Annotated in this window: 25 protein-coding genes and 2 pseudogenes; 15 read left to right on the top strand and 12 right to left on the bottom strand. The window is 38.0% G+C overall.

The features are described from left to right. Window positions 1–279: 279 nt before the first annotated feature. Window positions 280–1,707 carry a carbon starvation CstA family protein gene (locus QFZ28_RS04130; protein ID WP_307193474.1) on the bottom strand — a complete coding sequence of 476 codons (1,428 nt, stop codon included), beginning with the start codon at window positions 1,705–1,707 and terminating at the stop codon, window positions 280–282. Between the two features lie 272 nt (window positions 1,708–1,979). Between QFZ28_RS04130 and QFZ28_RS04125 the strand changes: the two genes are divergently transcribed. Both QFZ28_RS04125 and QFZ28_RS04120 read left to right on the top strand, forming a co-directional pair. Next, window positions 1,980–2,198, top strand: a complete 219-nt coding sequence (locus tag QFZ28_RS04125; RefSeq protein ID WP_307193473.1) for a hypothetical protein — start codon at window positions 1,980–1,982, stop codon at window positions 2,196–2,198. A gap of 458 nt (window positions 2,199–2,656) precedes the next feature. Beyond that, window positions 2,657–2,938: a DUF7686 domain-containing protein gene (locus QFZ28_RS04120; protein ID WP_307193472.1), complete on the top strand. Its 282-nt coding sequence runs from the start codon at window positions 2,657–2,659 to the stop codon at window positions 2,936–2,938. A gap of 123 nt (window positions 2,939–3,061) precedes the next feature. On the opposite strand, the gene QFZ28_RS04115 is transcribed toward QFZ28_RS04120, so the two are convergent. Beyond that, on the bottom strand, window positions 3,062–4,381 hold the full coding sequence (locus QFZ28_RS04115) for a short-chain fatty acid transporter (RefSeq protein WP_307193471.1): 1,320 nt from the start codon (window positions 4,379–4,381) through the stop codon (window positions 3,062–3,064). 208 nt (window positions 4,382–4,589) lie between these two features. Here QFZ28_RS04115 and QFZ28_RS04110 point away from each other — a divergent pair. Further along, window positions 4,590–4,913, top strand: a pseudogene (locus QFZ28_RS04110) (transposase); the annotation flags it as partial. A 167-nt stretch (window positions 4,914–5,080) separates the two neighbouring features. On the opposite strand, the gene QFZ28_RS04105 reads toward QFZ28_RS04110, so the two are convergent. From QFZ28_RS04105 to QFZ28_RS04090, 4 genes and pseudogenes are all read right to left on the bottom strand, one after another. After that, window positions 5,081–5,989 carry an aldose 1-epimerase family protein gene (locus QFZ28_RS04105; protein WP_307193470.1) on the bottom strand — a complete coding sequence of 303 codons (909 nt, stop codon included), beginning with the start codon at window positions 5,987–5,989 and terminating at the stop codon, window positions 5,081–5,083. A gap of 266 nt (window positions 5,990–6,255) precedes the next feature. Continuing rightward, window positions 6,256–6,890 (bottom strand): annotated as a pseudogene (locus QFZ28_RS04100) (class D sortase). Window positions 6,891–6,894: 4 nt separating this feature from the next. Then, window positions 6,895–7,158: a hypothetical protein gene (locus tag QFZ28_RS04095; protein ID WP_307193469.1), complete on the bottom strand. Its 264-nt coding sequence runs from the start codon at window positions 7,156–7,158 to the stop codon at window positions 6,895–6,897. Window positions 7,159–7,246: 88 nt separating this feature from the next. Then, window positions 7,247–7,597, bottom strand: a complete 351-nt coding sequence (locus QFZ28_RS04090) for a hypothetical protein (protein WP_307193468.1) — start codon at window positions 7,595–7,597, stop codon at window positions 7,247–7,249. A 217-nt stretch (window positions 7,598–7,814) separates the two neighbouring features. Between QFZ28_RS04090 and QFZ28_RS04085 the strand changes: the two genes are divergently transcribed. The 3 genes from QFZ28_RS04085 to QFZ28_RS04075 all read left to right on the top strand — a co-directional run bounded on the left by QFZ28_RS04085 (window position 7,815) and on the right by QFZ28_RS04075 (window position 8,973). After that, window positions 7,815–8,117 carry a transposase gene (locus tag QFZ28_RS04085; protein ID WP_307193467.1) on the top strand — a complete coding sequence of 101 codons (303 nt, stop codon included), beginning with the start codon at window positions 7,815–7,817 and terminating at the stop codon, window positions 8,115–8,117. Between the two features lie 98 nt (window positions 8,118–8,215). Next, window positions 8,216–8,437, top strand: a complete 222-nt coding sequence (locus tag QFZ28_RS04080; RefSeq protein WP_307193466.1) for a transposase — start codon at window positions 8,216–8,218, stop codon at window positions 8,435–8,437. Further along, window positions 8,434–8,973: an IS3 family transposase gene (locus QFZ28_RS04075; protein WP_307193465.1), complete on the top strand. Its 540-nt coding sequence runs from the start codon at window positions 8,434–8,436 to the stop codon at window positions 8,971–8,973. Before QFZ28_RS04080 ends, QFZ28_RS04075 begins: the two co-directional genes overlap by 4 nt. A 237-nt stretch (window positions 8,974–9,210) precedes the next feature. Here the strand turns inward: QFZ28_RS04075 and QFZ28_RS04070 are convergent, their stop codons facing one another. Then, window positions 9,211–9,819, bottom strand: coding sequence for a hypothetical protein (locus QFZ28_RS04070; RefSeq protein ID WP_307193464.1), 609 nt, complete (start codon window positions 9,817–9,819; stop codon window positions 9,211–9,213). 283 nt (window positions 9,820–10,102) lie between these two features. Here QFZ28_RS04070 and QFZ28_RS04065 point away from each other — a divergent pair, with 283 nt between their 5' ends. Beyond that, window positions 10,103–11,119, top strand: coding sequence for a hypothetical protein (locus tag QFZ28_RS04065; protein WP_307193463.1), 1,017 nt, complete (start codon window positions 10,103–10,105; stop codon window positions 11,117–11,119). Window positions 11,120–11,180: 61 nt separating this feature from the next. On the opposite strand, the gene QFZ28_RS04060 is transcribed toward QFZ28_RS04065, so the two are convergent. Next, window positions 11,181–11,696 carry a type 1 glutamine amidotransferase domain-containing protein gene (locus tag QFZ28_RS04060; protein WP_307193462.1) on the bottom strand — a complete coding sequence of 172 codons (516 nt, stop codon included), beginning with the start codon at window positions 11,694–11,696 and terminating at the stop codon, window positions 11,181–11,183. 182 nt (window positions 11,697–11,878) lie between these two features. On the opposite strand from QFZ28_RS04060, the gene QFZ28_RS04055 reads away from it, so the two are divergent. The 8 genes from QFZ28_RS04055 to QFZ28_RS04020 all read left to right on the top strand — a co-directional run bounded on the left by QFZ28_RS04055 (window position 11,879) and on the right by QFZ28_RS04020 (window position 18,085). Continuing rightward, window positions 11,879–12,763 (top strand): hypothetical protein, encoded by an 885-nt coding sequence (locus QFZ28_RS04055; RefSeq protein WP_307193461.1) that lies wholly within the window; start codon window positions 11,879–11,881, stop codon window positions 12,761–12,763. An 885-nt stretch (window positions 12,764–13,648) separates the two neighbouring features. Continuing rightward, window positions 13,649–14,086 carry a CBS domain-containing protein gene (locus tag QFZ28_RS04050; protein WP_307193460.1) on the top strand — a complete coding sequence of 146 codons (438 nt, stop codon included), beginning with the start codon at window positions 13,649–13,651 and terminating at the stop codon, window positions 14,084–14,086. A gap of 59 nt (window positions 14,087–14,145) precedes the next feature. Beyond that, window positions 14,146–14,445, top strand: coding sequence for an MTH1187 family thiamine-binding protein (locus tag QFZ28_RS04045; RefSeq protein WP_307193459.1), 300 nt, complete (start codon window positions 14,146–14,148; stop codon window positions 14,443–14,445). Window positions 14,446–15,395: 950 nt separating this feature from the next. After that, on the top strand, window positions 15,396–16,154 hold the full coding sequence (locus tag QFZ28_RS04040; protein ID WP_307193458.1) for a hypothetical protein: 759 nt from the start codon (window positions 15,396–15,398) through the stop codon (window positions 16,152–16,154). A 137-nt stretch (window positions 16,155–16,291) separates the two neighbouring features. Next, the gene (locus QFZ28_RS04035; RefSeq protein WP_307196944.1) at window positions 16,292–16,906 is read left to right on the top strand and encodes a competence protein ComK; all 615 of its coding nucleotides are present in this window, start codon (window positions 16,292–16,294) and stop codon (window positions 16,904–16,906) included. A gap of 44 nt (window positions 16,907–16,950) precedes the next feature. Continuing rightward, the gene (locus QFZ28_RS04030) at window positions 16,951–17,202 is read left to right on the top strand and encodes a helix-turn-helix domain-containing protein (RefSeq protein WP_307193457.1); all 252 of its coding nucleotides are present in this window, start codon (window positions 16,951–16,953) and stop codon (window positions 17,200–17,202) included. Between the two features lie 204 nt (window positions 17,203–17,406). Continuing rightward, window positions 17,407–17,688: a helix-turn-helix domain-containing protein gene (locus tag QFZ28_RS04025; RefSeq protein ID WP_307193456.1), complete on the top strand. Its 282-nt coding sequence runs from the start codon at window positions 17,407–17,409 to the stop codon at window positions 17,686–17,688. Window positions 17,689–17,845: 157 nt separating this feature from the next. After that, window positions 17,846–18,085 (top strand): hypothetical protein, encoded by a 240-nt coding sequence (locus QFZ28_RS04020; RefSeq protein WP_307193455.1) that lies wholly within the window; start codon window positions 17,846–17,848, stop codon window positions 18,083–18,085. 581 nt (window positions 18,086–18,666) lie between these two features. Here QFZ28_RS04020 and QFZ28_RS04015 read toward each other — a convergent pair. The 4 genes from QFZ28_RS04015 to QFZ28_RS04000 all read right to left on the bottom strand — a co-directional run bounded on the left by QFZ28_RS04015 (window position 18,667) and on the right by QFZ28_RS04000 (window position 23,596). Continuing rightward, the gene (locus tag QFZ28_RS04015; protein ID WP_307193454.1) at window positions 18,667–19,890 is read right to left on the bottom strand and encodes an ROK family transcriptional regulator; all 1,224 of its coding nucleotides are present in this window, start codon (window positions 19,888–19,890) and stop codon (window positions 18,667–18,669) included. A gap of 124 nt (window positions 19,891–20,014) precedes the next feature. Then, window positions 20,015–21,823, bottom strand: a complete 1,809-nt coding sequence (locus tag QFZ28_RS04010; protein ID WP_307193453.1) for a glycoside hydrolase family 2 protein — start codon at window positions 21,821–21,823, stop codon at window positions 20,015–20,017. Window positions 21,824–21,868: 45 nt separating this feature from the next. Then, a complete protein-coding gene (locus QFZ28_RS04005) occupies window positions 21,869–22,699 on the bottom strand; it encodes a carbohydrate ABC transporter permease (protein ID WP_307193452.1) in 831 nt (276 codons plus the stop codon). 6 nt (window positions 22,700–22,705) lie between these two features. After that, window positions 22,706–23,596 (bottom strand): carbohydrate ABC transporter permease, encoded by an 891-nt coding sequence (locus QFZ28_RS04000; protein ID WP_307193451.1) that lies wholly within the window; start codon window positions 23,594–23,596, stop codon window positions 22,706–22,708. Window positions 23,597–23,613 lie beyond the last annotated feature (17 nt).

Genomic DNA, 23,613 nt, shown 5'->3' with positions numbered 1-23,613 from the left:
TTTTTTTTAAAAGAGACCGGCTTCCCGTTGGAGCTTACTTTAAAAGTGATGGTTTGGCTGCTTTTTTTGAAGTTGAATGATTGATGTTGAATGCTGTCAATAGCCTGAATAGCTACCTTTGTTGGATCATGGTCATTAAAAAATTATATAGTACCTTCTCCTGTTGCATTGACTGTAGCCACACCAGCGCCCTACCTGCTAGTTACCTTCGCCATTCTGTTGATTTTAAAAAAAAGACAGAGTCCACTAGTAGGACTCTGCCTCAACTTGCTATAGACGTTAAGCAGCTGTTTTCGTTTCGAGTGTTTGTTGCTGGTGGCTGCGTATTTGGTAAATATACCAGAAGGTAACTGCCAATGTAATGATGGATCCGATGATCATGGATAGCTGATAGCTTAGTTTTAATCCTTCTGGTGCGTAGAAAATATATGTGCTGACAACTCCTGTCATAAACAATGCGGGTATACCGCATATCCAATGGAATTTACCGTTTCGTAAACAGTAGACTGTTGCTGTCCATAATGTCACTGCCGCTACAAGCTGGTTGGACCACCCTACGTAACGCCATAAGAATGAATAGTCAATGGTTGATAAATATAAGGCTGGAAGGGAAACAGGAATGGAATATAGTAATGCTTGCTTCCAGTTTGTTTGCTCATTTGCACCAACCATCTCACTTAAAATCATACGCGAGGAACGAAGTGCTGTATCTCCTGTTGTGATTGGCAAAATAATAACACCTAAGATCGCTAAAATTCCGCCCAGTTTACCTAAAAGAGATGTAGAGATTTCGTTTACTACACCTGCAGGTCCGCCAGCCGCTATTGCGGCTTGTAAACCTTCTGTGCCATTAAAGAAAGTCATTCCCGCAGCGGCCCAGATTAAGGCTATAATCCCTTCACCAATCATTGCTCCGTAGAATACTTTGCGGCCGTCACGTTCATTTTTCAACGTTCTTGCAACAATTGGACTTTGTGTGCAATGGAATCCGGAAATGGCTCCACACGATACGGTAACCATTAATAAAGGCCATATTGGCAGATCTTGTGGATGAAGATTAGACAATGTAATATTTGGAATTGGTTTGTCTATAAATAAAAGGGCTCCTGCAATGGCTACAGCCATAAAAATTAATATAGCGCCAAAGAGAGGATAGATTTTTCCAATCACTTGATTAACTGGTAAAATGGTTGCCAATAAGAAATAGGCAAATATGATAATAAGTGCTGTTCCGAAAGACAATGGAGTCACTTGTGCAATCAATTGTGCAGGCCCTGCTGTAAAGGCAGCTGCTACTAGAATCATTAAAACTAGTGATACGACATTAATGATAAATTTCATGTTCTTACCTAAATAACGACCGACAAGAGATGGATATTGTTCACCATTATGACGAAGTGACAACATTCCGGAAAAATAATCATGAACTGCTCCACCAAAAATACAGCCCACCACAATCCAAATGAAGGCTACAGGTCCATATAATGCACCCATTAAGGCACCAAAGATGGGTCCTAATCCAGCGATATTTAATAATTGAATCAGCCAGCCTTTCCACCACGGCATAGGAACATAATCAAGGCCGTCTTCTTGCGTATAGGCAGGAGTTTTACTTGTCGGATTTATTTTAAAAGTCCGCTCAACCAACTTTCCGTAAAACATATAGCCTAAGAGTAACAGAGCGATTGCTGCTAAAAATGTTACCATGATAAAACCCTCCTGATGTCAGTTACAATAGTATTCTGAAATATGTTTACATACTAACAAAAAACGATACAATCATCAATATATTTTTCTGAAAAGTGAGATGATTCAAATAAAATTGGCGACGTAATGGGAAACGGGTGCCAGGCACCATCCAGAGAAATTCCATCTAATTTATTAGTTTGCAGGAGGGTAAAGTGGTTGATTCTTTCTGCACATAATATTGTTTATGTGTTTCGATCCATCCTTGACCTACTAGATTATAGGAGTTTTATATGCTTAAGAGGTATAATTTAGGTTATATTTCAATAGAAGCGCTTGCTTCATCTGTTGATAAATGGTCGTACTTAAAAAATGCCTTTAGCGAAGGGGTTGCTGATGACCATGCCTTACCGAGTTCAATCCGGGAACTTTCTCAGGCACTATATCAAACGGTCAGTGAGGAGAACATTCTCACTATCACAAAAGCGCTTTCGTTGTTGATTGAAGCATAGAAAATCCATGTACTGGGTGTACGCGTTTCGAAGGTTGCTGCTTTATATTTTGATTTGGTACTGAATAGTTTTAAAACGAAGGTCCAGCAATTAAGCTATGATAAAACTCCTAAGTATCACAACTTTTATACGACAATTAATTCTCTTGAAAACAGGCAAAAATCCGTTTGTTAAAAAGGGCTTATCCGTAATTTAATCAAACGGTTAAATAGTTGAATTGGTTTTAACTAATCGTTTGATTAGAGTAGCCTTAAATGCTGCCACACCTAAGTTTAATCCTCCTTTGTAGGAAGGATATTGTCGAGAAGTGGATCTAATAAAAAGGTGGTAGGATTTCCGAAAAATGGATGCCAAACGAAATAAATACCTGTCACTGTTTACCTTGGATTTTCTCTTTTTGTGTTTGGAGCTTTCAACAGGTGTGATGAAAAGGAAGAGAGATAAAAGTAGGTGAATTTATGAACAAGTGTGAGCGCTGTGGTTCTAATAAAGTGAAAGTTACTTTAAAAATGGAAGAGATAAACATAGATTTATGCACGAATTGTTACGATGAATTCATGTCAGAGGAAATTGAAGTTGATTTGGAGCAATTGGTGGAGACTTTTTCATTGAAGAATTATCAAGGCATTAGTCGTACCTTTTATGTAGAAAGACGAATATGTCCAATGGGAATATACCTTGAAGCCGTGGAAAACATAGAATTAAGGTATGACAGCAATCATGCCTTTTTAGATATGTAAGCTATTATAGTAATAGATATCAAAAAAATCGATACATAGTCAAAAATGAGTTTTTCCAAAAGAATAGACCAATCAACATAAAAAGAGAGGATAATTCATTTTCTCTGAATCATCCTCTCTTGTTTAGAAGAATAAGAATCCTAGTGAAATGACTACACCGCTGACAACAAGGACCATGACAAGGTAACCCATGATGTCCTTCGCCTTCAGACCAGCGATTGCCAGTGCTGGAAGTGCCCAGAATGGCTGGATCATGTTCGTCCAGGCGTCGCCCCATGCAACTGCCATCGCTGTTTTTGGAAGTGATGCACCAAGTTGTGTCGCTGCATCCAGCATAATAGGACCTTGAACTGCCCATTGCCCTCCACCAGAAGGAACGAAGAAGTTGACAATACCGGCACTCAAAAAGGTAAGCATTGGGAAGGTAAATTCATTTGAAATGGAAATAAACGCGTCAGATATGACCGCAGCTAATCCTGAGGTCGTCATCAATCCCATTAATCCAGCATAGAAAGGGAATTGGATGATAATGCCGCTCGTTCCTTTGACCGCGTTCAACACAGCGTCCAAGAATTGTTTTGGAGTACCGTGAAATAGAATGCCAAGGAATAAAAATAAGAAATTGACGATATCGAGATTTAGCTTAAATCCGTTATTAGCGAAATAATAGAATAGGAAAACAAGGCCAAGTAATCCAATTAATAAAGAAATAAGTTTGCTGTTTTCAAGTTTGTCAGCAGGTGTTAGAGCTTCTTTTTCAATGGCCGCTGCCTGGATATCACCCTCCAAGAGTGCAGGGTCAACAGTTATCGTTTGTTCCTTTGAGGGCATACTTAAGCGGTTGATAATAGGAATGGTTACAAGCAATCCTATTACGATCACGATATTAAAGGTTGAAAAAATCGTTTCACTTGTTGGTACCACACCGATTAGATCTTCTGTAAAGTGTCCTGGAGTGGCAATTGTCAATGGGACAGACCCTGAAATTCCTCCATGCCATACGAGAAACCCTGAGTAAGCGCTCGCAATTAGCAGCCTGTAATCAACATTTTTTACTCTTTTCGCTAATTCCTTTGCAAACAAAGCGCCAATGACAAGCCCGAATCCCCAGTTAATTAGGCTTGCAATCATCGATACGATCGTGACGATAACAATCGCTTGGCCTGGTGATTTGGCAAATGAAGCAAGAGATCCTAGCCCTTTTTTAAAAATATGGCTGCTAGCCAAGACATGTCCTGTTACTAATACGAGGACCATCTGCATTGTAAAGGATAGAAGTGCCCAAAAGCCATTTCCCCAGTGCTGGACCATTTGGTATGGACCGTTATCTGTGAAAATAAGGCCTAATCCAAATACAACAAAAGTTAAAATGATGACGAATATAAATGGATCTGGCAAGTACCTCTGCATGATGCGGTTAAAAAATGATACCAATACTTTCATAAAGTTCTCTCCCTTTGATGTATTATTCCAACAATAGTAATTATTTTACAAAAATTCTGAAATCCCTTCTTTTTTATGTAAATTTTTTGTAAATTTGGGTAAAAGAATATCGAAAAAGGTAGAGACCATCGGGACGGTTCGAGACCAGTGAAAAAGTCTCCAAATTTCTAGTATAATCAGTTTTTATTAAAAGAGAGGGGATGGTCTGAGGGCTGGGTATAAATACTATTTTGATATCAAGCAATGTAAAACTTGTCCTTTGCACGATCTATGTGCCAAAAAACAGGCAAGGAAAATCCTCGTCGTCGGATTAAACACTGCTGAATTTTATGAGATTTCTCAATATCAAAAGATAGAGGAGTTCAAAGAAAAATATAAGAAGAGAGCTTCTATTGAAGGGAAGAATTCGGAGCTCAAACGATTTCACGGCCTCTCCCGAGCCAGGGGGTATGGTCTATTAAGTGTGTCTAAACAATCAAAATTGGCTACGATTGCAGTTAACTTGAAGCGGATAGCAGCTCTTGCATCCGCTTCTTCTACTAAATAGAGGGGAAATGGAATACCCATTCCCCTTCAAAAGTAAATAAGTGTAAAAATTATCTAATTTTTTGAAGTCCAATTTAAAATTTCGAAGAAATGAGGACTGGGTTCGAAAAAACATCTACTTTTTCTGGTGTCGAACCGTCCCCCTAGCCCCCTTTAATTAAACTTCATTATATATTCGGCTTGGAAAGTTTCTCCTGCTTCAAGCTTATTCACTCCAAACTTCTCCTTAAAGTTCCCTGTTGTATCATATGTATCTGCTATGCCGTACCAAGGCTCAATGCAAACAAACGGAGCTATGGTCCCATCTGTTTCAAAATATTTCGACCAAATTCCAACAAACGGAAAACTTTGAAATAGTACTTCTACAACATGACTTGACTGAGTAGACACCAAGGAGACTTTATCGATATTGCTATAAATAAGAGCATCATAGGTAAATAGAGATTTTGTGAGTTGAATCGTTGATAGATCATTGGCTGTCCCTTTCTCATGAATGAGGGAATTCTTTAGCTCATATGCCATCACATTCTTATTTGCTGCAGGTGTAAAGTGCAAATCGTAATCTTCAATGGTTTCATTTTCTACTAGTGGAACCTTAAATGCAGGATGTGCACCAATGGAAAAATACATCTCTTCCTTGTTTACATTCAGGATTTGCCACTGAACAATCAGCGAGTTTTCCATGAGACTATATCGAATAATCGCTGTGAATTCGTAAGGGTATACATGAACTAAGGAGCCAAGAGACTCAAACACAAAAGAAACGGTTGTTGATGTCTGCTCAGCCACATCGAATTCAACGTCACGCAGAAAGCCATGCTGCGACATCTTGTAGGTCTGGCCATCCAGTTGATATTGATCTTCCTTTAACCGTCCCACAATCGGAAATAAGATAGGAGAGACGCGTCCCCAATATGCCTCATCCCCTGTCCACATATAATCCAGCGCATTTTTCTTATGCGTCACCTTACGTACTTCTGCTCCTTGTCTGACAATATCAACCTTCAACCAATCATTTTCAATGACAATCATCTTTTTTTCCTCATCTCTATGTTCTGGCATTTCATATTCTTATTATCCACATAAGGACATGCATAAATCCTATTAATTAAATCTTTATAAATACAATGAAAAGTAATCTGACAAGGTAATTTACAAAAATGTAAAAGTTTATGTAATGCAACCTTTTAATCTAACGTATAAAATAATCGAAATTCCATTACAATAAAATAGTTCTAGATATGCTTGTTACTTAAGTGTTCGAAATGGATAAGTAAAACCAAAGGCAACTACCAATTTCATACCTGGTAGTTGCCTTTGAGTTGTCCCTATACTCCATCAAGTGGATTTGTTTTTAGTTTAGTATAAACGATATACCGTTGTGGTGCGTCACCGATAAAATTGAACGGGTAGCAGGTGGTTAAGGTTAGTGTCTCGTAATCTGTCGGAACGGCTACGGTTTCATCGTTGGCTTCTACTATTTTAAACTCAGTAGCTTCGTAGATAAAATCACCATAAGGAGTACTAAAGGTAATTTCATCTCCAACCTTCAATCCCTCTAGTTTCCTAAACACAGTATCAAGATGGCCACTTAAAAGGACATGTCCACCTTGCCCAGGTAACATACTCCCTGCCATATGTCCGATCCCCTTTTTAGTTCGTTTTCATGGGTGCCTTGAACAACGGGATAATTTAAATCAAGGGAAGCGATGGACAAGTCGCCTAGTTGGGAACCAGGTTCCGGTAACTTAATCCAAGCTTCTTCTTCGAATGTTCTATTTGGCAGCTCAGGTTCGTATGGCTTGACCACTGACTTGGCTAAAAGGCCCGTTTCCTTTGTCATTTCCCATCCGAATATACCTATCACGGCTATTCCGGCGGCAATGAATAAAGTAGGAATACTAAGCAGTACCCATTTCAACCATTTTTTCTTTTTTCTTCTCTTTTTCTTACGCACTTCCATTTGATTAAGCTTGATTCTCCATTCTACGAACTGTTTTCATTGTAGGGACAAATGCAATTCCACCTAGGACAACTAAAAGACCTCCTAGAGCAATACCTATTGGAAGATCAGTAGCTGTGTTTGGAAGTGGTTGAGAAGGCATTGGCACGAATTCACCAGTCTTTTCAAGCTGCTTCTTTTCCTTAACGGCATTATCCAAGGCTTTTATTTTAGTATTTAATGCAGCTGGTGCGAAGTCCGCTAATGTAGGATTAATAGTAGCTAACACATTACCATTAAGATCCTTTACTTTAATAAAAAATGATTTTGCATTTTCTAACGTAAGGCTTGAAAGTTCGAGTGCCTTTCCATCTTTATCAACAAATGCTATTTGTAAATGTGCTTTTTGTTAAAAAGAGACGGCCAACTTTCGCACGTTCGGCATCAGAAAGCATTTCAGGTGACGAAACGCCTGATAACATCTTAGAAACTTCCTTAGCGTTTGCTACAATACTATTATACTCTTCATTTGTCAGCTCTACTGACTGCAAGTAAGCATATAAATAATCAACCTGGTCAAGTCCTAAAGACTTTAAAGAGTCTACTAAATCTTGTGCTGCCGTAGGTTTTGCAGCTGCTGCTTCATTACTAGCAATTGGAGCAAAAAGTGAAACTGAAAGTCCTAGAGCAGCAATGATTGTTCCTTTTTTTAACGTATTAAATCCCATTCTAAAAAGCATTCCTTTGTATATGTATTTTCTAAAAAAAAAACATAATTCGACCTTTTAATCTATGTTTGTAGTCAAAAATTAACAAATGAATCTCTTTCATTAAATCAGCAAACTGGAAATTCCCTGGATGGTACCTGTGAATTGCGCCCATGATAGTTGACACGAATATTTCCGGAATTCTATGACCATAATGGTCATAAAGGGAGTGATTTAAGTGTCAACGAAAAGAAAAAATAAATCTTATTCATTTGAACTAAAACTAGAGGCAGTTAAACGAATACAAGCCGGCGAAAGTGTACAAATTGTAGCCAAACAGTTGGAGGTTTCAGATCCAGATTATATTTATGAGTGGATTGATAAATATAAAACATATGGTGAGGTAGGATTAAAACGAAAAAAAAGAATGAGCCTACTTAACGATAAAGATAAAATTAAGGAATTAGAAATGGAGAACGAAATATTAAAAAAGTATCTTCAAATTCTAAAGGAGGAGGAAAAAAGGCAAAGTTTAAAGTAGTAGAAGAGTTAGAGTCTAAATACCCCGTCTCTAAAATATGTGAAAAACTTGAGGTATCTCGAGCGGGATACTATAAATATATAAGAAACAAAGGAAAGGTGAAAAAAGAAAATAAAACCGAGACAGAATTAAAAGATTATATCACTATAATATTCCATGAACACGATAAGAACTATGGTTATCGGAAAATACATGCAGTATTGGAAGATAAGTATAACCTTATTGTTGGGGAGAAAGTAGTGCGAAGGTTAATGCATGAGTTAGGTTTTAAAAGCCAAGCACGTAAAAAAAACAAGAAATCAGTCTCTAAAATAGGGTGAATAATGGGGCTGGTCATATTTATCCTAACCTATTAAAGAGAGATTTCACTACATCTAAAACAAGTGAAAAGTGGGTTACTGATGTAACAGAATTTCCTATTGGAAATACTAAACTATTTCTTTCTTCATTAATGGATTTACACGATAATTATATTCTAGGATACCAATTATCTGAATCACATGATGTTCAACTAGTAGAAGATACACTTATCGCCGCATTAAAAACTAGAAAAAAAGAAGAAGGAATTATTCTGCATTCTGATAGAGGGATGCCCTATCGATCAAATAGATGGAAAGAGTTAATGATTGAACATACTATCATTCCAAGCATGTCCAGAAAAGCAAATGCACTTGATAATGCATGTGCAGAAAGCTTTTTCTCCTTTTTAAAATCAGAACGTAAACAACTGAAAAATATAAAGAATATTGATGAAGCTAAACAGATTATTCATGATTATATTGACTATTACAATCATAATCGAATACAAGGGGTTTTAGATTACAAAACACCCAAACAATATGCGGCGGCGTGTTAAGAGACAGCCCACAGGGCTAGTCTTTCTCCTTCGCATCTTACAGACTAATTCTCAGAACCCTGGGAGTCTGTCAAGTGCCTTCCTTGACAGGCTCCCAGGGTTCTGAGACACTGCAAAAAGATGGGAAAGAGCAAAGGAACCAGAGTGATGTTAATTATCACTGATTCCTTTAATAGATCCGGTTTTATAGTGTGTACTATTGAAGGCGCAACGCACTGGCACCCGTTAGTTTCAAATTTAGATTCTTCCATTAGATATTTGCTTTCGATACTGAACGACGGTTAGTAGTTTATAACCTTTAAGCCTAGGAATCATGTTTTCTAGCAACTTATCCGCTTCTTCCTTTTTCCCTTCATATATGGCTTGATCCACTACTAACATCTGTAAAAAGAAGGTGTCCTTAATCCTCTCTTTATTTTGTTTGAATGCTTCCACATCACCTTCCTTGATGGCGATATCTGCTAAAGCGTACCACTTTGTCTTTTGCCCGCCCATTTGTGCAAGCAGCTCTTTTGCTTTTTCGTATTGTTTCCGCTCCATAAGCAGCATACATTCGGAGTATAGTCTTGTTTTTTTGGAACGGATTTTTCCTGCTGCACGCTCGGCCTCTAATAGGTCTCCTTGCAGAAAATAGTATAGAAATTGCATATATGGAGCCTTTGATTTTTTTAGATACTCCATAATCTTTTCAGCATCTTTCCCAAAGATTAGAGGGTTGCGAGACAGAACAATAAGAAACATAAGAATCAATACAACATACATGATCCAAATTGGAACTTGAAAAATCCCCATCAAAATAGCCAAAACAAAAGAAAATAGTAAAAACCAAATCATAAAATTCTCCATTCTTGGGTTTTATTCCTATTTTAACATACCATTATTTTAAAGAACCGGGTCTGACCTCAATATTTTGAGAAAGTTCAATAAAAAATGAGCGCTTTTTTATCTGCAAAATGGCTCGTTTGTGAACAAAAATTTGGGAAATATAAAAAGCACCTCGTAAGATGCCCGGTTAAACAAGATCAATTAACTCATTATTATGGTAGGCAATGTTTTTTTTTCAAAGGGTATGCAAAAAATAAAATGTAATGTCATATAGTAATAGAAATAGCATATAGGGGTTGAAGAAATGAGACGAAGGAATAGTGTATTATTATTTATTGTCATTACTATACTAAGCGGTTGTTCTGGAAGCAGCATACCTGAAGACATTTCCAAAGAATATTATAAAATGTTTGTAGAAAGCTATGAATTGTATGAAGAAAGAGTACAAAGGTATAACGGTCAATTTGTCGATGATAATGGCGAATTAATAGATTTTGGCGAAGAGGGTATATTTGTAGATTCTAGTATAATGGAAGCAGCTTGGGAAGATAGAAAAAGAAAAGAAAACGGTGAAGAAGGGATATTAACCGAGAAAGAAGAACAACTTAAAAACGATTTTATTGCTTTATACTTGATTAAACAATTAGACTTCATGACCGAAGACTTAAAACAAATGTTAATGAATGAAAATCCAGAATACTCTGACCCTTTACAAGCCGCCATTAATTTAGAAAAAAAAGTCATTCATACTCTCAAGCTAGGTAAAAAGCCAGTAACCGCTAGCTTGATAACAGAAGATAAAGTTGACCCGAACGGAGAAGGACAGAAGGAATTTAACGAAGAAAATCAGGATAGGTATCAAGGTGTACCTAAAGAGGAAAAAGGTAAAGGATCAACACCAGAAGAATCTCCACCTATACAGGAAAATGAACCATCATCAACTGAACCTGAGTGGGATAAAGAGGAATACTTATTCCCTATTTTACAAAATATTTCAGACTCATTAACCCAATTGCGACAAATTAATGCAGCTGCTCTGTCTTTAGATCTTAATGAGGCTCGTGCAAATCAAACCCTTGAATTATTAGAAACATACAAGATTGATTTAGGTTATATACTAGATGATCCAGAAACGAACCAATTTCTGAATGATAAAGAGTTTAACAAAATTAATCATATAATTGCAGAAATAGATGAAGTAATTCATACAGAACAGGTAATGATAAATAATCCTTCTACCCAAAATATAAGAATTGCAGAAAGCGTTGTTGAAGGTGCTCAAGGTACGATTGATGCAATAGTAATAACAGGGATATTTTAAAAGAGGCTATCATAAGCCTAATTCCTCGCGTTAGGCAGAAGGAGCCCCTTCTGCCTACCTGTTATCCTATTATTCTTAAGGATTCTTGCACAAATGCCGGTATGTCTTCCGGCCGTCTGCTAGTGACCAGCTGGTTCTGGCAAACGACGACTTCCTTGTCATGTAAATTAGCGCCAGCATTTTCTAAATCAACATGAATCGATTTATAGCCTGTTACGTCACGCCCCTCAAGCGTTTTCGCTGTAATAAGCAGCTGAGGTCCATGGCAAATGGCTAATACAGGTTTTTTAGCATCCATAAATGCCTTTACGAAACGAACAAAACGCTCGTCGGCACGAAGAATATCTGGTGAAAATCCGCCTGGAATGAAAAGTACATCAAATTCCTCATGGGATACATTATCAATGCTTTCATCGATAACGACTTCGGTTTTCCCCTGCTTTCCTGTCACGGTTTTTCCCTTTTCCGTCTCGATTATGGTTACCTCATGCCCCTTTTCCTTAAAGGCCTGTACAGGTACGACATATTCGGAATCCTCAAAATCATTCGTTACTAAAACAGCAATTTTTTTACTCATTATCATCAACTCCTCACCCATACAGTACCCTTATCTTCATTGGGTGAAACAATCAATCAAGCCTTTCTAGCTTAGCCATATAATCCTTCAATGAAAAAACGTTTCTACCAGAATCTTTTAACGATTTACTATAAAAATTATGTTAGAATTGTATTTTAATTAATTTTTCTGGGAGGATATATATGTATATAGCATTGGGTACTATGGCTAAGGTTACTATAGCAGGAGTTATAGCAGGTGGGGTCCTTATTACAGGCATCACTTATCAAGGAGATGGCTCAGTTACAAATATTAAGAGTAAAGTAAACAATATGAAAAATGAACTTACTCAGGCTATCTCAGATAATGACTACCTAAAAGGTCAATTTAACAGCTTAAAAGACATCTATAATAATGCTGTAACAGAAGCAAATGGTACTATTGGAGCTCTCAATACAAAAAAGGCAGATTTAGAAGCTGCTATTGTAGAACTAAAGGCAGACCTGACAGCTAAGACAGCAGAGCTAGAGGCACTACAGGCTGAAACTTTAGCAAATGCAGAAGCTCAGGCAGCGGCACAGGCAGATACACAGAATGAGATTAATAGACTTGAGACAGAATTAGATAAAGCAAATGCTCAAATTGCAGAATTAGAGGCGTATGTAGCAGAGGTCGACAGTTCAACCACTTATACAGCTATTGATAAAAATGCCTATGATGTACAAGCTCAAGACGTTACTGATGCAGATATCACTCCTGCTACGACAGATTATCTTCCAGTATCAGACTTAGCATGGACTACGGATCCTAATGGAGTAGTGTTAATGAATGATTTGGCTACTGTAAAGGCTATTGAGTCAGGGTATGACAATCGAATTGATATTATTCAGGTTATGTCTTATAACAATGGTGCTACATCTAAGTTAGCTTATAATATTGCATCAGATTCTCAGTTAGCTTATATTGGCACAACAGCTCCTGTAGTAGTACAAAACTTGAGAAATGCTTTAGGATATTCAGAGCTTGACTTTATTTATAATGGTAGAGTAGTAATGACAGTAGATATAAATGGTACTAGAAAATATTAGGTATTAATTAAGGGATTAGCTATGGCCTAGTCTCTTTTTTTATTACAATTACTCATTGTTTAATAGTGTTTGATAAATTCTCTGTACCAGATGTTTTTGTTTTAGACCATTTTAACCATGTAATCATCTATAAAATTCCTGGGATAATGCCTAGCACCAAATCCATTTCTACAAAACTTACATATTCAAAGAATGCCGTAAGGACGGTTCTCATGGTCCAATTCTGGGATAGTGTCATAACCAATAATTTGTTCAATGATCAATACCAAAACCATACAGAACCGTCCGAGACCACTGAAAAAGTGGTGGTCCTAAACAATAAACATGAATTTACATCAATATACAGAAAATAAAAGAAGGCGTTTATCTACATATAGTAGGTAATTGCCTTCTTATTTTTAATAAATGGGCTTTTCAGTGGCTTCGAACCGTCCCCCTGGTATCCGAACCACCCTTTTGCTTACGACGGGGCGCAGGGTGGTTTTCCTGTTTTCTAGAACGTTCTCCGAACGCTATACGCGCTAAGTTCACGTATCATACCCTTCAGAACTTCTCTTAGAATTTCAAGAAATGTTTCCATGATTATCACCTCCTTTCCGAATCGGAAAGAAGCGTAAAAACCAACCGCCCTAACAATAGGTTCAGCCTTTATTAATATCTGAAGAACCCCTATACCCAAATACTTTAAGAATCAACCTTTTTCAACTATACAGGTAATCCAGTGGTTAAATGACTGGAAATTCCCTGGATGGTGCCTGGCACCTGGTTTTTGCTTCCCACAAATGTACCAGGTTCTCTTAGCGAAGATGAATACCAAAAATCACGTTTAACCATTTGATGTGGCGGGTATTAAATAAAATGAGAAAGCATAAAGGAGGAATGAGCATGAATGTTGCTGAAGTAATGACTACCAATATTGATAGCTGTAGTCCTGAAAGTACTTGTAAAGAAGTAGCCATGAAAATGAAGAAGCTTGACGTTGGGGCCGTTCCAATTTGTGAAAATGAAAAGTTAGTAGGAATTGTAACCGACCGAGATTTAGTGATTAAGGGATTCACCAATGATTTCTCGGGTGAATCCACGATTTCTGAATTAGCAACCAACAATGTTGTAACAGGTAGCAAAGAAATGTCAGTGGAAGAGGCTGTAAGAGTAATGTCGCAGCACCAAATTCGCCGTCTTCCCATTGTGGAAGATGACAAATTAATAGGAATGGTCTCCCTCGGTGATTTAGCTGTAAATAATCAGTCGAGTGACAAAGCAGGACAAGCCCTAAAAAACATTTCGAATCCTGCCGAACCCAAAAATTCACACTCTAATTAGAACGTCCCTTGTTTCCGATACCTAAGGTTGGATGAATAAGATTAAAAGGAGTGTCAAAAATGCCGTTATTAGAAATTAGTATTGTTCCAGTTGGAACAGATTCTCCAAGTTTCAGTTCACAGGTAACCGATGAAGTACGGGTAATTAAGGAAAAGAATTTAAAGTATGAGGTGACACCTACTGCAACCGTTTTAGAAGGCGCTATCGACGATTTGTGGGAAGCGGCCAAAGAAATGCACCAAAAAGCACTCGAAGTGGGCCTGGAACGAATCGTTACCAATATTAATATTGACCATCGTACAGATAAACAAATGGATATGAATAAGCAAGTTGACAAGGTTGAGAACCAATTGCGTTAGAAAATCGCATATCCAAGCAGAACCATATATGTATACCGTCAAACAAAATACTTCAACTACTAGTTCTTTTGATCGAGTAGTTCAAAATGAAATCAAATAAGTAAATCAGGCCTCTACGATCCAAGACGTGTTTTATGTTTTGGAGTAGAGGCCTTTTTTCTTGCCTTCGTCAGCGCAGGGTGGTTTCCTTGTTTCTAGAACATTCTTCCGAAAAATATGCACGAACTTCACGCACAATTCCCTTCAGAACTTCTCGTAGAAATTTTAAGAAATGTTTCCATGATTATAACCTCCTTTCCTAATTACGGAAAGAAGACCGAAAACTCCATTCTATTACTGTTTTGCTATCTAACAACCTATCAACCTTCGACGGAGTCACCAATATTTGTTATCAAAAATTATACAAAGAGTGTCGCTCATTAAGGCAGAGCTTGCACTGAAATTGTCGTCTAAGGATAGTTCTAGGCACCAGGTTTTGTTGCAACGCACTGGTACTGCCTGGCACCGTTTTTTTGTCACACTAATGTGGCAAACCTCCATCATAGTACAACCTAGCAGCATATTAACCATTCAAACTTCGACAAAATCCGAGGAGTGACATTGTACCGATCTTAAAAAAGCCACCAGAACCGTCCCCCGGCCATATTCAATTGAAAATCCACCCAAAATGCAAAAAACGCTTTCAAAAGTCTTTTTTTAAGGCGTTTTTTGACGTTTCGCCCTAAAAATGCCCTCAAAAGTAGAAAGGGGCAGTTCGATTTACTTAGCCAATCTCGTTACTGTAGAAGTGCTGGTCGTGAGCCCTTCACATAAAGTTCTCACGAAGAAAAACTTAAAACTTGGTGATAAGAGGGTGTTATTAATCGTGAGTATAAAATCGGGTAATACTGAAGAATTTAAGCAGTTCTCGCAATTTAGTTCCCTACAGGAATGTTAATCAACATATGGAAATGTGGTCATTAGAACACAAGCATGATTTTACTAAAGGGGAGCTGGTGGGATTAAAAAGGCTTGTTCGATTTGCAGCCAAAGTTCCCGGTGTATGCAATGCCAAAATCGGAACCATCTTAAAATCAATTCACGCACAATACCATGATAACGGCATATCAAGGTCTACCTTTAAACGAATGATTTTGAAAGCAAAGGAATTTGGGATCATTACGGTCTTTGAAACAGAGAGGAAAAACGGTTCGCAGTCTAGCAATTTATATCAGTTTAATCGTTTTCCATCGAATGAACTACCCAAAGGGGAAAAAATGAACCACCAATATGAAACTAGTAATCTTTTAAAAACAAATAATCAAAAGATAAATAAACGTTACGAAGAAACGTCAACATTAGATTATTCCTATGTAAACAGCCGAGTACCACAACCTTTTGTCCAGCTGGTAAAATGCTTTTTCACCGATGCAAAAACCATTGAAGAATATTGGCATATGGTGCAAATTGCTGCTTTTCGCTTTGAGTGTACGAATGAAACAGAAGATACACTAGACATCTCCATCCAGGCTTTTAAACAACTGATTCGAAAAATAAAAAGGACCAATCTTGTAAAAAATCCGATCGCCTACTTTTATGGAATCTTAAACAACAAATTCATGACATTCTATTTGGAAAAGATATCTGCAATGGGGACTACAACGCCTATAACCTATACTTTTATTGATGGCATAAACCCAGACTGGGATTGGTTACAGCCAAATGAATAAAGGATTTTATTGCCCTCGGAGGACATGAAAGGAACCAATTTGCAAAAAAGTCGTATTTTTGTCAAAATTCACCCGAATTATGACATATCCTGTTTACTATAGTCTGCAGTAAAAAAGTCCTAATTAGCGTTTAATAGATTTGTGGGGTAACCGCATACATCGCATTAATTAAGGAGTGGAGTACGATTATAATTAAAAATTTCTTTATTGATAAGAAAGTGATACTTGTGATGGGTGAATATGATCAAAATGGAAAGCTGTGTTCCAGGATCATGGTAGAAAAAACGACTTTACTGGTGGACAGAGCGCCACTACATTTATTAGACGATACATTAACATACATAGGCTTTGATTTACGGGGAGCAATAGCTGGAGCAAAATTTATTCTTAATAAGACGGTTAAGTGTCCAATCATTGTAAATCCCTATCAAAGCGTTTGCCTTTTTCCGAGCAAATCTCCACAAAATCAAGACTGCATCTGGTTTAATCCCGACCATATTGTCAACACCAAAGCAATTGGCAACAAGACCGAGGTAGAATTAAGCAACGGTCATTTCCTGCTTGTCGAAGCAAAATTAACTGCTTTTAACAATAAACTACAAACAGCCAATCAATTAAAACGAATCACTAAGGAAAGAGGGATTCAAGCTAGTCCCCTCCTCTTATGTCTGGAACCGCCAAAAAAGCATCAGCTTATTAAGGAGAAATCAGGCAAGTATAATTTTGACATTTTAGAAGAAGAAGAAAAATAAAAACCCCTTATTAGATATCTACTATTCAAAGGAGGAGTTCCTTGGTGGATTATTATTCGCACCTAGATTTTGGGAAGGCATTAAAAAGACTGCGAAAGGACCGGAAATTATCGCAAGAGGAACTTGCGGACCTGAGCGGGTTAGATCGATCCTATATTAGTATTCTTGAAAGAAATCTTAAACTGCCCAGTCTATATACCATATTAGCCCTTGCTTCCGGACTTGGTATAAAAGCTTCAGAATTTATGATGGAAATGGAAAATCAAGTTTTCGATAGAGTGAATGCACCGTTCTAAAATACAAGGGAAAAATCCGTGCCTATATAAGAGATTTCATCCTATTAAACCAAAATAGTCTGGCAACCGATCACTCGGATTCAGATTACAACAAAGCTCACTAAATTAGTGAACCATTTTTTAGTAAACGAGGTGTTTTGTAGGCTATAGCCCGTAGAGTAATAACATTCCTAGGTTTGTAATGGTCATAAAAGGAGAATTCTCTTGAAAGAAAAGACCATTTACATAGGAAAAGTAATTAGACCATTACGAGAAGAAAAAGGTATGACTCAAGAAAAGCTAGCAAATGAAATCAACTTAGATCGGAGCTATTTAAGTGAAATTGAAAGAGACCTAAAAGCTCCATCAGTCTATACCATCTTTAAACTTACTAAAGGCTTAGGCATACCTCCAGGAGAACTTATTGAAAAAATCTACGATTGTATAGACTTTGACAGTTTATTCGAACAGGAGTTCACTTGTCCAAAAAGAGACAAAAAAAATTAAGACTCTCGTTCCAGCTAGGAAAAATAAATGAAAGGTTTAGTTGAGGAGAATAACGGAAGGCTCATTATTCTACTTCTGTGCCCTTACACCTAGTTCCACTAGTATGAACCTAGTAGTCTCTGGCAGAAATTATCCTTACGTAAAAGAGGGTTGGCAGATGAACAAGAAGAATATTGAAGTTGTTAAAATGGATATTTGGAGAAACTACGAGTACCAGGGTGAATTGTACTACATAGAGGTTTTCCATTATATAGACGGTACCATACAAGCGTTTGCAAATAAAAGGTCAGGTAAAGTCCAACATATTTCAGAAGAGTTCCCAATAGGCATTGGTCAGGATGACCATAATCCAACAAAGGCTGCAATTCAAGGTATTAACAACATTCTAAATCAATAATTCAAGCGGTTAAAAAGCTAAGATTATCCTTTCGTTTTTTATGAATTAATTAAATAGTGTCCAATCTTATCTGGCAGATATTGTTTGATTACTATTTAGCAAGTAAATATTATAGGAAACTATCAACCTTCGTCAAACTCGGGGAGTGACTGGCACCGAAATTTTATGTCGTTGTTGGAGAAGTGGATGTAACAAAATCTTTATTTTTAGCGTGGAGCGAAACGGGGACGATTTTTGATTTTTGTTTTGGTATAAGAAAAAGCACCTCTTTTAATTGTACATGTATCGTACCAAGAGGAGCTTCGGGTTTATCTGCGTTGCTTGATTGGGGGCTTATGAGGTGGTGTTAAAAAAATAGGGTGAAACTAAAAGAAATCCCTCTCGAGATTTCAAACTTATATCTATTTATTGCATTGTTTCTTATTATTATCATCACATGTGGAACAATTCTATGAAACAAGATTATTCAGGGAGTGACAGGCACCGATATAAGGGACTTTTTTAGTGCCCTCCAGTTGGTCTAGTCCTTTTTTCGCATCGATTGATTTTTGTTTTTTAGAATGTGGTACTGCCTATTATTTTCAATTATCTGTTTTAAACAGTTTGTGCAATACCAATGTCACGGCCCCCAAGACCATGCCTGTCTTTCCCAATGTGGAACAAACGACGGAAATTTGTTCATGGGGACTTTTAAAGGTATACTTCTCAATCATTTCTTTGAGTGGTGATACTATAAAATCCCCTTGTTCAAATATATAACCTTCTAAAATTAGTTTGGAAGGCTTAAGAATATTAATCATATTTGCTGCTGCTAATCCGAGAGAGCGTCCGGTTTCTTCTAAAATCGATATAACAAACGGGTCGCCTTCCTTGGCAGCTTTAAATACCATATCTAATGTGAGATTTGTTTTGCCAACCTTTATCCATTCGTGAATGATGCTCTCCTGATGATGTTCTAATTCCCTTTTTACCTTTTCAAATATAGCTACTTCAGATGCATAGGCTTCCAGGCAGCCATTATTCCCGCACTGGCATTTTGGTCCATTCACTTCGAGGATGGTATGTCCAATCTCCCCTGCAGTGTTAAAGGGACTTTTATAGATTTCATCTTTAATAAAGATTCCGGAACCAATACCAAGCCCTACACTAAGAACAACAAAATCAGAGATACCTTGGCCTTGTCCAAACCAACTTTCAGCAATGGCCAACGCCCGAACGTCATTTTCAACCATGACAGGAAGTAGGAATTCCCGTTCCAAGGTTTCTTTTATTCGGATATCCTCAAGATGTAAATGCGGAGAAAAGATAGCCACCCCTTGATCCGGGTCAACTAATCCATGCATGGCAAACCCGATTCCGAGAATTAACTCTCTTTCTATCTGTGAATGATTGAGTACATGGTGGATATTTTCAATAATTATGTCCATAAATTCATCTTTTCCAGGAAGTTCAACCATTTCCTTGCTGTAGTCGGAAACGATTTTCCCATCCATTGTACTCAAAATAACCCGCACTACCTCCGCGGCAGCATAGACTCCGATGATGTAATAAGCTGAATAGTTAATACGGAGCAAAAACGGCTTTCTGCCACCCGCCACCGTCGAGTTAGCCGCCTCTTCCTCTGTAATCAGGTTTTTTTCCATCAATTCACTGACCATGGAACTGACAGTTGGTTTCGTTAGCTTTGTTAATTTGGCAATATCAGCTCTCGAAATTGGTTCTTTTAACCGAATCATATTTAAAACCCTTGATTGGTTAAACTGCTTCATTCTTTCGAAACTACCGGTTTTGGTATCGTGACTCAACGAACTTCACCCCTTTTCCAGCTATAATACAAAAACCTCTCTTAAAAGAGCGTTCATTCACTAAATTAGCAAGTAGTTTTTGAACGCCTTTTTTGAAAGGATTCTATTAATTACAAATGCTATATTATAATTTTACAATATTGGAGTGCCACATATTGTTGATTTCTCTAATTTTTGATAGTTCACATTTTGGTCCACGGTTATAAGATAATAGTCCATTAATCTCTTGTTCAACATCGGTTAACTGAGTATAGCAGTAACCGTGCAACGCCTTAGATGCATAAACCGCTTCCATCACCCTAAGATAATCGGAAATAAACTCCTGCTCATCTTTAACGGATGTATAGCCCCAGCCATTATCTTCTCCGACTTTGAAGCCAATGCCTCCAAATTCAGTCAGCAAGATTGGTTCGCCTTTATGCTCAAATCCATCAGCATAGATTCCGCGATTGGCCGGTTTGGATTCAAGGAGACTTTCCTTCGTGGATAGCGATTCCTTAAATGCTTCGTATTTGGCCGTTTCATCTGCTGAACCATGATTATAGTTATGAATTGCACAAATATCCGTTTCTGTCAGCTCCCAACCATCATTGGAGATTACCAAACGAGTTGGATCAAGAGAATGAATCAGATGGTACATGGCTAAAGAATGGTGTTGCTGCTGCTTATTCGCCTTAATAAATGGAACTCCCCAGCTTTCATTAACTGGAACCCAAGCCACGATGGACGGATGATTATAATCTCTTTCAATGATTTCAATCCATTCTTTCGTCAACCTGGCAGCAGCATCCTCACTATAGGATGGAGATGCAGCACATTCTCCCCAAACAAGGAACCCTAATTGGTCTGCCCAATAAAGGAAGCGCGGATCCTCTACTTTTTGATGCTTTCTACATCCATTAAAGCCCATTTCCAAGGCTAGTTCAATATCTTTTTTTAGATCCTCATCCGTTGGAGCGGTTAATAATCCCTCTGGCCAATACCCTTGGTCGAGGACTAATTTTTGATAGTATGGCTTGTTATTTAAATAAACCATTCCATTTTCAATATGAACCTTTCTCATGCCGAAATAAGAGTCAATCTCATCATAGTTAAATTGATCATCTACATCTGTTAGAGTCAGCTTGATATCGAACAAGTTTGGATTTTCAGGTGTCCAGTTCCAGCCGTCATGATGGAAAGCTGTTCTGAAAATCTTACGATTATACAGATTGATCGCACGTTTATGAAACGTTTCGAAAATTTCGATGGTATCTCGCGCAACCCGTTCACCCTGGAAACTGACTTCGATTTCTGCCTTCTTACCAGTAATATCACCTGAAACCTCAAACTCAACGATCACATCTCCGCGGTCAATATCCGGAGTTAATCTAAGTTTCGCAATCCTTGTTGGGCTTACCGGCTCCAACCAAACGGTTTGCCAAATGCCAGTTGTTCGGGTATACCAAATGGAATCCGATTTTTCCATCCAGAATTGCTTTCCTCTAGGGATGGTTTCATCGGTAGATGGATCTTCGACTTTTACAACCACAGTCTCATTACCCCAGGTTAAATAATCGGTAATATCAAGGGTGAAAGAAGTATTCCCTCCTTCATGAAAACCAGCATACTGGCCATTTATATAAATCCACGCCCGATAGTCTACCGCTCCAAAATGTAACATGATTCTCTCACTGTTCCAACTTCTTGGGACCATAAATTCCCGTCGGTACCATACATAATCATGAAAAGTCGGATCCTGGATTCCGCTTAACTTGGTTTGGTAAGCAAACGGTACCGTAATCTTCCGATCAAACACATTTTCTTTTTGAAACCATTTATCCTTTACACCTATATTTTCATCATCAAATGCAAAATCCCATTCGCCATTTAAATTCATCCAATCTTTCCTGACCAGCTGCGGTCTTGGATATTCATTACGAGGTACTGACATGATTTGTTCTCATCCCTTCCGAAACGGTTTTATCGCCTGTCTAAATTATTTTATCCCGGTTTGATTTACTCCTTTAATGAACGAGCGCTGGCCCATGATAAACAAGAGAACGGCCGGAATTGTTGCAATCGAGGTTAAAGCCATTAACCTTCCTGGTGAAGATACGAAGCTGCCTTGCTGCATGATGGCAATACCGGTTGTAATGGTTCTCATTTCCGGAGAGTTCGTTGTAACAAGTGGCCATAAGAAGTCGTTATAGATGCCCATGAAAGTAAAGATGGCTAGTGTCCAGATAACAGGACGGGCGGACGGCAGAACCACTTTTACGAATACTTGCCATTTATTTGCCCCATCAAGGAATGCTGCTTCTTCCAACTCCTTAGGAAATCCGTGAAAATATTGATAAAGCAGGAACACACCAAAAGCGTTTGCGGAATAAGGAAGAATCAATACCGCATAAGTGTCCAAAAGTCCAAGGGCACTGAATTCCATATATAAAGGCAGGAACGTAATAACCCATGGAATCGTCATTGATCCAATAAAAATGCTGATCAATGTCTTTTTAAACGGTACATCTAGACGGGCAAGTCCATAGGCTGCCAATGTATCGACGAAAAGGACAATGAGCGTTCCAACAAACCCAACAAACAGCGAGTTCCCCATCCATTTCAATACTGGTGTATCGGTATTACCCGCTAACGTATACTGATAATTTTCGAGTGTAAATACTTCTGGAAGCCACTTAATACCCGCCGTAAATGCTTCCTGATCCGTCTTAAAGGAAGTAGCCAGCATCCATAAAATCGGAACGATAAATATCAAGCCAACAATAATTGCCACGATAACCATAATAATCTTGAACGTTTTACTTTGCATGCGGATCTACTCCTTTCGATTGGATAATCGGAATTGCACGACCGAAATAATAATCATGATTAATGCCATTAGCAGCGACATAGCTGCTGCATTTCCCAATTGCCGCTGTTTGAAAGCTTCATCGACAATGTTCATTAATAACACCTTCGTTTCCGTTCCCGGGCCTCCCCGTGTCATTAAGTACGGCTGACCGTAGATATTAAAGGAAGCGATGGTTGAGGTTATCACAACAAACAGCATCGTAGGTTTAATGCTCGGCAACGTGATATGAATAAAACGCTGCCAGCGGTTTGCACCATCAAGCGAGCCAGCCTCATAAAGTTCCTCCGATACATCATTTAAGGCATTAATGAAAATAACCATGTTAAAACCAATTGTCCACCAAAGTGTGGCTATGACGAGTGAAACCCAAGCCCACGGAATTTCTGTCAGCCACGGAATGATTGGCAGGCCCCATTTTAGCAGGTATTGATTGATTAACCCGCTGTTCGTATCCAGAATCCATAACCAAATAATCGCTACTACCGAAACAGAAACAGAATAAGGAATAAAGTACACCGTACGGAAGATCCCTTTGAATTTTCCGGGCAGGGCGTTCACTAATATAGCCAGCCCTAATCCTACAGAAACTAATAACGGCACACTATAAACAACGAATTGGAACGTATTTTTTAACCCTTCAAAAAATAAGTCATTTAAATAAGAGTCAGCATCAAAGATATTCAGGTAATTTTTGAATCCGACAAATTCATGTACCGGATTTAACAAATCCCAGTTATGAAGACTCATCCATGCTCCATAACCAATTGGAAATAATAGAAAAACAACAAACAAAAACAAGTAAGGTAGAACAAACAGACTTGAAGTCAATTGTGATTTCCAGCTTGATTTACTCATTCATCTTCCTCCTTTCG

Source organism: Neobacillus niacini (genome assembly GCF_030817695.1).
Classification (GTDB): domain Bacteria; phylum Bacillota; class Bacilli; order Bacillales; family Cytobacillaceae; genus Neobacillus; species Neobacillus niacini_F.
This window is presented reverse-complemented; position numbering and strand designations above follow the sequence as displayed.

Coding starts and splice junctions, on each gene's coding strand:
- QFZ28_RS04065 (WP_307193463.1), top strand. CDS start 10,103: ATGAGACGAAGGAATAGTGTATTATTATTTATTGTCATTACTATACTA.
- QFZ28_RS04000 (WP_307193451.1), bottom strand. CDS start 23,596: ATGAGTAAATCAAGCTGGAAATCACAATTGACTTCAAGTCTGTTTGTT.
- QFZ28_RS04130 (WP_307193474.1), bottom strand. CDS start 1,707: ATGGTAACATTTTTAGCAGCAATCGCTCTGTTACTCTTAGGCTATATG.
- QFZ28_RS04040 (WP_307193458.1), top strand. CDS start 15,396: ATGTGGTCATTAGAACACAAGCATGATTTTACTAAAGGGGAGCTGGTG.
- QFZ28_RS04055 (WP_307193461.1), top strand. CDS start 11,879: ATGTATATAGCATTGGGTACTATGGCTAAGGTTACTATAGCAGGAGTT.
- QFZ28_RS04070 (WP_307193464.1), bottom strand. CDS start 9,819: ATGGAGAATTTTATGATTTGGTTTTTACTATTTTCTTTTGTTTTGGCT.
- QFZ28_RS04115 (WP_307193471.1), bottom strand. CDS start 4,381: ATGAAAGTATTGGTATCATTTTTTAACCGCATCATGCAGAGGTACTTG.
- QFZ28_RS04105 (WP_307193470.1), bottom strand. CDS start 5,989: ATGCCAGAACATAGAGATGAGGAAAAAAAGATGATTGTCATTGAAAAT.
- QFZ28_RS04120 (WP_307193472.1), top strand. CDS start 2,657: ATGAACAAGTGTGAGCGCTGTGGTTCTAATAAAGTGAAAGTTACTTTA.
- QFZ28_RS04020 (WP_307193455.1), top strand. CDS start 17,846: ATGAACAAGAAGAATATTGAAGTTGTTAAAATGGATATTTGGAGAAAC.
- QFZ28_RS04045 (WP_307193459.1), top strand. CDS start 14,146: ATGCCGTTATTAGAAATTAGTATTGTTCCAGTTGGAACAGATTCTCCA.
- QFZ28_RS04010 (WP_307193453.1), bottom strand. CDS start 21,823: ATGTCAGTACCTCGTAATGAATATCCAAGACCGCAGCTGGTCAGGAAA.
- QFZ28_RS04050 (WP_307193460.1), top strand. CDS start 13,649: ATGAATGTTGCTGAAGTAATGACTACCAATATTGATAGCTGTAGTCCT.
- QFZ28_RS04060 (WP_307193462.1), bottom strand. CDS start 11,696: ATGAGTAAAAAAATTGCTGTTTTAGTAACGAATGATTTTGAGGATTCC.
- QFZ28_RS04090 (WP_307193468.1), bottom strand. CDS start 7,597: ATGGGATTTAATACGTTAAAAAAAGGAACAATCATTGCTGCTCTAGGA.
- QFZ28_RS04005 (WP_307193452.1), bottom strand. CDS start 22,699: ATGCAAAGTAAAACGTTCAAGATTATTATGGTTATCGTGGCAATTATT.
- QFZ28_RS04125 (WP_307193473.1), top strand. CDS start 1,980: ATGCTTAAGAGGTATAATTTAGGTTATATTTCAATAGAAGCGCTTGCT.